This is a genomic window from Roseinatronobacter alkalisoli (assembly GCF_028745735.1).
GTDB classification, from domain to species: Bacteria; Pseudomonadota; Alphaproteobacteria; order Rhodobacterales; family Rhodobacteraceae; genus Roseinatronobacter; species Roseinatronobacter alkalisoli.
The window spans coordinates 1-8457 of record NZ_JAQZSM010000056.1 but is presented as its reverse complement, the minus strand read 5'-3'; the positions used below and the strand labels follow the sequence as shown (position 1 = coordinate 8457).

7 protein-coding genes and 2 pseudogenes are annotated in these 8457 nt (G+C 57.2%); 6 read left to right on the top strand and 3 right to left on the bottom strand.

What is annotated here, in order from left to right; genetic code table 11:
* Both PUT78_RS22215 and PUT78_RS22210 read right to left on the bottom strand, forming a co-directional pair.
* A pseudogene (locus PUT78_RS22215) lies at positions 1-350 on the bottom strand (IS6 family transposase); the annotation flags it as partial.
* 21 nt (positions 351-371) lie between these two features.
* Positions 372-665 (bottom strand): annotated as a pseudogene (locus tag PUT78_RS22210) (DUF1403 family protein); the annotation flags it as partial.
* 155 nt (positions 666-820) lie between these two features.
* Between PUT78_RS22210 and PUT78_RS22205 the strand changes: the two are divergent.
* Complete coding sequence (locus tag PUT78_RS22205) at positions 821-1918, top strand: tyrosine-type recombinase/integrase (RefSeq protein WP_274354431.1); 1098 nt, start codon at positions 821-823, stop codon at positions 1916-1918.
* Between the two features lie 74 nt (positions 1919-1992).
* Here PUT78_RS22205 and PUT78_RS22200 read toward each other — a convergent pair whose 3' ends face one another.
* Entirely contained in the window at positions 1993-3066 is a 1074-nt protein-coding gene (locus PUT78_RS22200) for a Fic family protein (RefSeq protein WP_274354430.1), read from the bottom strand.
* 173 nt (positions 3067-3239) lie between these two features.
* On the opposite strand from PUT78_RS22200, the gene PUT78_RS22195 reads away from it, so the two are divergent.
* The 5 genes from PUT78_RS22195 to PUT78_RS22175 form a co-directional block, all read left to right on the top strand.
* Positions 3240-4037, top strand: coding sequence for a recombinase family protein (locus PUT78_RS22195; RefSeq protein ID WP_274354429.1), 798 nt, complete (start codon positions 3240-3242; stop codon positions 4035-4037).
* A gap of 364 nt (positions 4038-4401) precedes the next feature.
* Positions 4402-5601, top strand: coding sequence for a plasmid partitioning protein RepA (repA, locus tag PUT78_RS22190; protein ID WP_274354428.1), 1200 nt, complete (start codon positions 4402-4404; stop codon positions 5599-5601).
* Positions 5601-6569: a plasmid partitioning protein RepB gene (gene repB, locus PUT78_RS22185; RefSeq protein ID WP_274354427.1), complete on the top strand. Its 969-nt coding sequence runs from the start codon at positions 5601-5603 to the stop codon at positions 6567-6569. The genes repA and repB overlap by 1 nt, the downstream gene beginning before the upstream one ends.
* Positions 6570-6779: 210 nt before the next feature.
* A complete protein-coding gene (repC, locus tag PUT78_RS22180; RefSeq protein WP_337994718.1) occupies positions 6780-7889 on the top strand; it encodes a plasmid replication protein RepC in 1110 nt (369 codons plus the stop codon).
* Between the two features lie 82 nt (positions 7890-7971).
* Positions 7972-8457 (top strand): ParB/RepB/Spo0J family partition protein (locus PUT78_RS22175; protein WP_274354432.1); only part of this gene is annotated, 486 nt, incomplete at its 3' end.

Sequence of the window (8457 nt, the reverse complement as noted above, 5' to 3'; positions counted from 1 at the left end):
GGCAGCTTTGGCATTCCGACGCGTCTGCACGAGAATATCAAGCGTGTCGCCGTTGGCATCGACCGCCCGCCAGAGCCAGTGCTTCACCCCGTTGATCGGGATCACAACCTCGTCCAGATGCCATTTGGGCGGGGACGGTCCCGACGGATGCAGGCGGCAAAATGCGCGCCAAACCGGTTGACCCAGAGACGGATCGTTTCACGGCTCACGATGACGCCTCGTTCGGCAAGCAGATCCTCGACATCCGCCGTGCTCAACGCAAACCGATGGTACACCCAGACAGCGTAGGCGACAATCTCGCGGGGAAAACGAAAGCCCTTCAGGCACCGCATGGACGTCGGTAATTTCATACCTCAACTCGTAGCAAAGTCACGCCGCGTAAACAACTTGGCAATGCCCGCCGGGCCCGCGTCGCGCAACTCTCCTACTCTCTCCGGCCGCCCGGAAAACGCAACACAAGCCTCTGCCGCGCGCAATGCCAACCGGTCTCGCAACAAGGCGTGGGGCACGTCCTCTCTTGCAACCACAAGATGGAGGTGAGCGAGCGCCGCGCCCGACAAAAACGCTACATCTTCAAGAGTTTCGGCCCGCGCCGAGGTGACCCAGGCGGGCATTCTGGGTAGCGTATCAAGGTGATCGATTGGATTGATCCGGGCAAAAGTCATGCTTGGAGCCTACATCGGCGCGGCGCTTTCTTCGAAAGAATAGCGCGTAAACTGCCGCTGCTTGCAGCCTGCCACTATGTCCAATAATATTGCATTATCGGACATATAGGGATAGGCTGCAGCATTCTCGCAGAATTTGCGGATTTCCGGGGAAAATGATGTCAGAACGCGAGAAATCGATCTCAGCATCCATGGGCGTGATCAAGATGACTCAGCATGACGAGAGCGCGCAAGGAAAAAGCGATGCCATCGCCCTGCCCGCGCAGGTCGCGCCGTCCGGAACACTGGATCGGCTGGTCGATACCGCCCGCGACTACGCAAGCGCCGCCGCGTCCGACAACACGCTCAAAGCCTATGCGAAGGACTGGGCGCATTTCGCGCGCTGGTGCCGGATGCGCGGTGCGGACCCCCTGCCCCCGTCGCCGGAGCTGGTCGGGCTTTATATTGCCGATCTGGCCGCGCCACAGGGCAAGGCGATGGCGCTGTCGGTGGCCACGATTGAACGGCGCCTGTCGGGGCTGGTCTGGGGCTATGCGCAGCGCGGCGTCCCGCTCGATCGCAAGGACCGCCATATCGCGCGCGTGCTGGCCGGTATCCGGCGCAGACATGCCCGCCCGCCAGTGCAGAAAGCCGCCATCATGGCCGATGATATCCGCGCCATGCTGGCCACCCTGCCTCATGATCTGCGGGGCCTGCGCGACCGTGCCATTCTGTTGATCGGTTTTGCAGGCGGGCTGCGGCGCGCGGAAATCGTCAGCCTTGACCGGCATAAGGATGACATAATGGACAGCGGCGGCTGGGTCGATATTCTGGACGGCGGAGCGCTGGTCACCCTGCGCGGCAAGACAGGCTGGCGCGAGGTGGAAATCGGGCGCGGATCATCTGAGCAGACCTGCCCTGTCCATGCGCTGGAACAATGGCTGCATTTCGCGCGCATCAGTTTCGGGCCGGTATTCACCGGCGTCACCCGCGACGGCAGGCGCACGCGCGAAATGCGGCTGAATGACAAACACATCGCGCGGCTGATCAAGACCTGCGTGCTGGCCGCAGGCCTGCGCCCCGACCTGCCCGATGCGGACGGCATGAAGCTTTATTCCGGGCATTCCTTGCGCGCCGGTCTGGCCAGCAGCGCCGAAGTGGATGAACGCTATGTCCAGAAGCAACTGGGCCATGCCAGCGCCGAAATGACGCGGCGCTACCAGCGCAGGCGCGACCATTTCCGCGTCAACCTGACCAAAGCAGCGGGGTTGTGAATTTATGCTTTTGCCTCCGACATACGAGCGCCAGCCGCCAAGCGGCTGAGACACGCCTTCATTGACGCCAATCTCTAGGAAATACTCAGGAGATACCGCGTTGATCTGCCACCTTCAGCCCCTCGGCTCACTGCTCCGATTGCTTCCAGTTCAGCCAAGTCACGTGTCGCTGTCGCCAGAGAGACACCAGCAATCCTAGCATAGGGGCCAGCACTGATACCCTCAGATACGCGCCGAGGTCCTTCGGCGAAGAGACGGCGCAATACCTTTTCGCCCCGTTGTGGAAGGTTCGCAAAGCGCATGAAATACCCATTGCGCACGACCAAAAACCGAGCCTCGGCCTCGGCCTCGACTATCCCGGCCGTCAGGCGATCGAGGAACCATAGGACGAATGGTGTGCCATCAATATAATCACCAACCGCCTTTCGCCCAGCCTGAAGTGCCCGGTAGTAGCCCTGTTTATCGGTCTCGATCTGGCGCGACAGAGAAAACGGCAAGGCGGCATCCTGCGCAAAGATATATTCGACAAGAGCGCGGCCAATCCGCCCATTCCCATCACTGAATGGGTGAATCGACTCAAACCAAAGGTGGGCTAGGGCCGCACGAACCGGCGGCGGGCGAGAGTCAGATTTCAGGCTGGTCAAAAACTCTTGCATCATAGAAGCCACGCGGTCCTGTGGCGGTGCTGAGTAAAGAACTTCTTCCTTGCCGACGCTAGCACCACGCGCGATCACGATCGGGAAGCTGCGCCACCGTCCCTTATCTTCCAGATCGACGCCGTGGAACAGAAGCTCGTGCCAATGAAACAGACGATCTTCTGACAAAGCCCCCTGCCCTTCTCTGGCTTCCAGCATCAGGGTCGCAATGGCGTCTGAGCGCCGTTGTGGCTCTGCGCCCCGATGGGCCAGGGATGCCACGACTGATGCTTCGATATCCTCCGCACGAAGGACCGCCCCCTCGATTGCAAAGCTGGCAACGGCTTCGTTGATCACCGCCCGCAGAAAGGTTTCGCGCCGTTCTTCCGCGCTCAAAGCCATCTGCAACCCTGTGATGGACCCAAGACGGGCGGAAAAATCTGCAAGCGGGCCTTCGGTTGCCGCCGCATCATGCCGAAAGTTTGGCCAAGCCGGTGTTTGCCAGATATCCATGAGGGGAATATGTCAGATTTTCTCCTCATATTCCAGAGTTTCATGATGGGAATAACTACGCTATTCTCATCATCTGACGCTGTTCAGTGACGCAGGAGAGGTATCGACGGCTTCCCAAACCGCGCATTCGGTCGTTTATTAGTCGCATACATAATTGCAAAAGGCACGATTTCATGCCCTTGATCGGCTATGCGCGCGTATCTACCGAGGATCAGACCCCCCTGCCCCAGTCGCAGGCGCTGAAATCAGCGGGCTGTGTCGAGATTCACGAAGAACAGGCCTCGGGCGGGAACCGCGCACGGCCAGTCCTTGCGCGGGTGCTGGAGCGGGTTGGCAAGGGCGACACGCTGGTCGTGGTCCGGATCGACCGGCTGGCGCGGTCGCTGTCGCATTTGCTAGAGGTGATTGAGCAGCTGGAAGCCAAGGGTGCCTTCTTCCGCTCCATTCAGGACCCGATCGACACCGCGTCCCCGCAGGGAAAATTCACGCTGCAGGTGCTGGGCGCTGCGGCGGAATTTGGACGCGCGCTGATCCGCGAACGCACCAAGGCGGGGTTGGCCAGTGCGCGGACCAAAGGCCGTATTGGCGGCAACCCCGGCCTGCGCGCGCGTGATCCGGCTGCCCTGCGCAAGGTCCGACTGGCGTGGGAGGACGTGCTGCGGATTATCAACGGCCCCCTGCCCCAGGCGCGGCGCTGGAGCCAAAGCCGTCTGCTGCGCGCGGTGAAGGCGTATGTGCGCGACGGGTTTCTGCCCGCAACCGTGATTGATCGCGCGGGCCTGCGTGCGCGAGATGACCGTCTGCCCGCCATCGTGGCGGGCATCAAGGGCGCGGATCCAGACATCACGCTGCAAGCCATCTGTGCCCGGCTGGAAACCATGCGCGAGCGGACACCGCGTGGGAGGACAAGCTGGCAGCCGTCGTCGGTGAAGATGTTGCTGGAGCGAGCCGATCGGCTGGGTCTATTGTAGGCGCCTATGGCACGAAACCGATCTGTCCTGCTCGACCATCAGCTCTCAGAATCACCACCACACGCGGCTTTTACTCAGCAAAATGTCCAATCAAGGATCAGAGTTTGTCCGGATGAGCAAAATCTAGTAAGACAAACAAGTCGAACTTTGTGCAGTCATTTTTTATTCAATTCAGTATTTTATCAAGATTCTGTGGCGTGTTCGGGCGGTGGTGGTGTGGATAACTTTCACACTACATTTAGATTCTTCTTGCCGGAGCCGAACGTTCGTGGCATTTCCATACTGACGGCTGAATGCGTCAGACGCAGCTTCGACCGTCAGAATGATAGAGAGCCTTAGCAAAGGCCAGAAGAGGCGGCAGTGTATGGATGATAGAAACACAGGCTACATGCAAGGAATAGGCTCTTCGGACATAGGAGCGTTTGCGGACAGCTTGGCCGAGTCGCTTGATCGGCAGATGAAGGTTGCCTACGAACCTGAAGAACGCAAAACATTGCGCCGCTTCAGCTCCACCGAAGTTGCTGAGCTGCTGCGAGTTAGCACGTCAAACCTGCGGAATCGTCACAAGGACGGTAGTTTCCCTGAAGTTCATACTGACGGTCGCGGTCACAGGTTCTACACTGCCGAGGAAGTCGAAGAACTCCGCAACATTTTGGCGCGGACAGGCAAAAACGCCGATGCATATCGACCCGGTCGCCGAGAGGGCGACCGCCTTCAGGTCATATCGGTTGTAAATTTCAAGGGCGGCAGCTCGAAGACCACGGCGACGATTCACCTGGCACACCGCTATGCCCTCCGCGGTTACCGTGTGCTCGTGCTGGATCTCGACCCTCAGGCCAGTTTGACAACCTTTTTCGGTTTCCGGCCCGAGCTTGAATTTGCCGACGGCGGCACGATCTATGACGCCTTAAGATACGAGGGTCAGGTGCCACTCTCGGAGGTAATCCAGAAGACATACTTCCATAAGCTCGACATGGCCCCCGCCGGCTTGATGTTGTCCGAATACGAGACCGAGACAGCGAACGCTCTTGCGCGTCGTGTTCAGCCGATTTTCGCGGAACGTCTTGCGTTGGCCTTGGAAGAGGTCGATTCCGACTACGACATCGTGTTGATCGATTGCCCCCCCCAGTTGGGATTCCTGACATTGACGGCATTGGCCGCTTCGACTGGCCTGTTGGTGACTGTCGTCCCCGGCATGCTTGACATCGCATCAATGAGCCAATTTCTCAAACTTGCTTCGGAAACGGTCAGAGCCGTCGAAGAAGCGATCGGACGGCAAGTTACTTGGGACTTCGTGAAGTTCCTGATCACACGCTACGAGCCATCGGACGGTCCACAAACGCAAATGGCTGGGTACCTACGCTCGATCCTCGCGGGCCAAGTCATGACTGAGCCGATGCTGAAATCGACAGCCATATCTGACGCTGGCATGACGCAGCAAACTATCTACGAGGTGGATCCGGGCCAGCTTATTCGGAAGACGATTGATCGGGCTTTGACCAGCGTAAACAGCGTTGCTGATGAGCTTGAGCAAACAATCCAGATGGCATGGGGGCGTCGCTGATGGGTAGAAACATCTTCAACCAACCTCAGAAAAACGTAGACCAGTCGGCAGCACCCTCGCCTGCTCCGGTCAAGTCCACAAAACTACCCGGCTCTGTTGGCGGATTGCGGGATTCTCTCCGAGAAATCACTGCCAACTCAATCCGAGACATAGAGCCCAACCAGATCGACATGGATGGCCTTCGGGATCGCCTGATCCTGGAAGACAAAAGCATTGATGATCTCGCCGAGAGCATTCTAAAACATGGTCAGCAGGTACCGATCATGGTTCGACCCTCGGACCAACCTGATCGATACCGTATCATCTACGGTCGTCGCAGGCTTGCAGCCGTTCGTAAAATTGGCGGCACAGTCAAGGCAATCGTTCGAACACTCGATGACGACGCCTCGCTCATTGCTCAGGGCCAGGAGAATAACCTACGCCTAGACCCCTCATTTATCGAAAAATCTCTTTTTATCAAAGAGATGCAGGAAGCCGGATACAAGTCAAGCGTGATTCAGGACGCTTTGGGCCTAACGCGGCAAGGCGTATCGAACCATCGTGTAGTCATCGACCAGCTTCCCGAAGAACTTGTTCGACTTATCGGCCCGGCTCATGGCGTAGGTCGACGGCAGTGGGGTGATTTGGCCGCTCTTTCAAAGAAGGTGCCACTTCTCGAAATTGCGCGGGAGATACTTGACCCCCTTCCCGAGACCACTCCGAGCTCAGACAAGTTTCAAGCCGTCTACGTCGCTTGTTCCAGCAAGACGCGTCGTACGGCAAACAAGAGCGTCAGCGGCAAAACGACAGTAGTGAAAGACAAAAGTGGTAGCCCTGTAGGTATACTTTCGGTCGACGGCAAGTCGATCGCCATCAAGATCACTCGCAAGGACAACCCAGAATTCGGCTACTGGCTCGAAGAGCGCGCGGAAACAACCCTGCAACAGCTTTTTGAACAATGGCAGAATGAGAGAGGCTCGGGGACCTGATCCCCAGCCACAATTGCAAACACGAGCAGAGGAGAGAGGCGAAGGCCAGAAAGAAAAGAGCCCCCCAAGGTTTCCCCCGGAGAGCCCTCATCATCTGTTTAGCACCTGATATGTAGCAATCTCCGACATACCCGTCAAGAGTCACCGATTCGGTGGACGTCTTTTTATTGCCTTTTCACGCCTTAAACTGCGGGAAGAGCCGGGGAAGTTATGGGCCACAACGGTCGTCGTTCAACAAACATGGCATTCACAAAGTTTTCCGTTCAATCCTCGGACGTCCAAAAGGACATCGTCCCCACGTCCACACCTGAAACCGACATCTGGGCTATTTTCCGCGCGCTCAGAGACACTCGTAGCCTGTTTGGTCTTCGCCCTGGGCATGTCCAAACGCTACAAGCGATGCTAAGCTTTCTCAAGCCTGGGCATGGCGACACGGTATTCGCTTCTAACAACGAGATCTGCCGGCGAATAGGCGGAATCGATGAACGAACCCTCCGTAGGCACATTGATCGCTTTGTAGAACTCGGATTCATGAAGCGCCAAGACAGCCCAAATCGCAAGCGATACCGAGTAAAGTCATCCGACGGCCAAACCATCAGCTATGGACTATCACTTACTCCAATGTTGGCACGTGCCAGCGAACTACTTACAGCGGCTCAAGAGATGGAAAACGCACGCCGTGATCGCGTATTCTTGCGAAAGCAAATCCTGACCAGACTTGCACATCTCGAGGATTCAGATCCCGAGAACAAACTCCTTTGTGAGGTAAGACGGGTTCTTCGGAGGAAGCTATCAATCACGGAGTTTCGTGCGGTTCTGAACAAGTTGGATGTTCAATGTAAGCAGATGTCCACCGCGGTGGACGCGCCCAGTACTACGAAACTGTCCGCCAATGACGGGCAAAATGTCCGGCATCATTCTAAGTCTGAAAAAGAACAAATAGATTTAGAAAGCGCAGGCGTAAGTGAAACACCTACACTGATAACCCTAACAACAGTATGTGACCAAGCCACGTCTTTCGCCACTAATTCACTTAGAAACTGGCTCGAAGTTGAAAGCCATGCCCGAACACTCGCCCCAATGATGGGCATACATGCAACAATCTTCGAAAAGGCTGCAAGGAAAGTAGGATCGCAGAAAGCATCTTGCGCAATCTTCATAATCCTACAGCTCGGCAACCGTATCCGAGACTTTGGAGCATACTTCCACAGCATCACACTCGGTCGCCGAGAAACTGAATTTAATCCATCTCTGATACTTCAGAGGCTTTCTCGTGTTGAGCCCGCATCCCAAGAATGTCCACCGCGGTGGACATGTTGAGAGCAAGAGAAGGGCTGTGAAGGGTTTGACGGGAAGTGAGATCGGGAGAGTGGCTTCCGACGCCCGTTATGGAGAATATCTGATGGCGAAATCTGCCTCAAAAATTACCCTGTCTGCATCCAAGGACATCCCTTTCGACAAGCTCTTGCTCAGCCAGTCCAATGTGCGCCGCATCAAGGCTGGCGTGTCCGTCGAGGAACTGGCCGAAGATATCGCGCGGCGCGGCCTGTTGCAGGGTTTGAGCGTGCGGGCGATGTTGAATGACGATGGCACCGAGACCGGCATGTATGAAATCCCCGCAGGCAGGCGGCGGTTTCAAGCGCTGGCTTTGCTGGTGAAGCAAAAGCGCTTGGCCAAGACGACGCCCATTCCCTGCATCCTGCGCGATGCTGCGTCCGACATCCTGGCCGAGGACGATTCCCTTGCGGAAAACATGCAGCGTGTGGCCCTGCATCCGCTCGACCAGTTCCGCGCCTTCGTGGCTTTGCGCGAGAAAGGTCAGGGCGATGAGGCGATTGCCGCGGCCTTCTTCGTGACACCGCCAGTGGTGAAGCAGCGGTTGAAACTC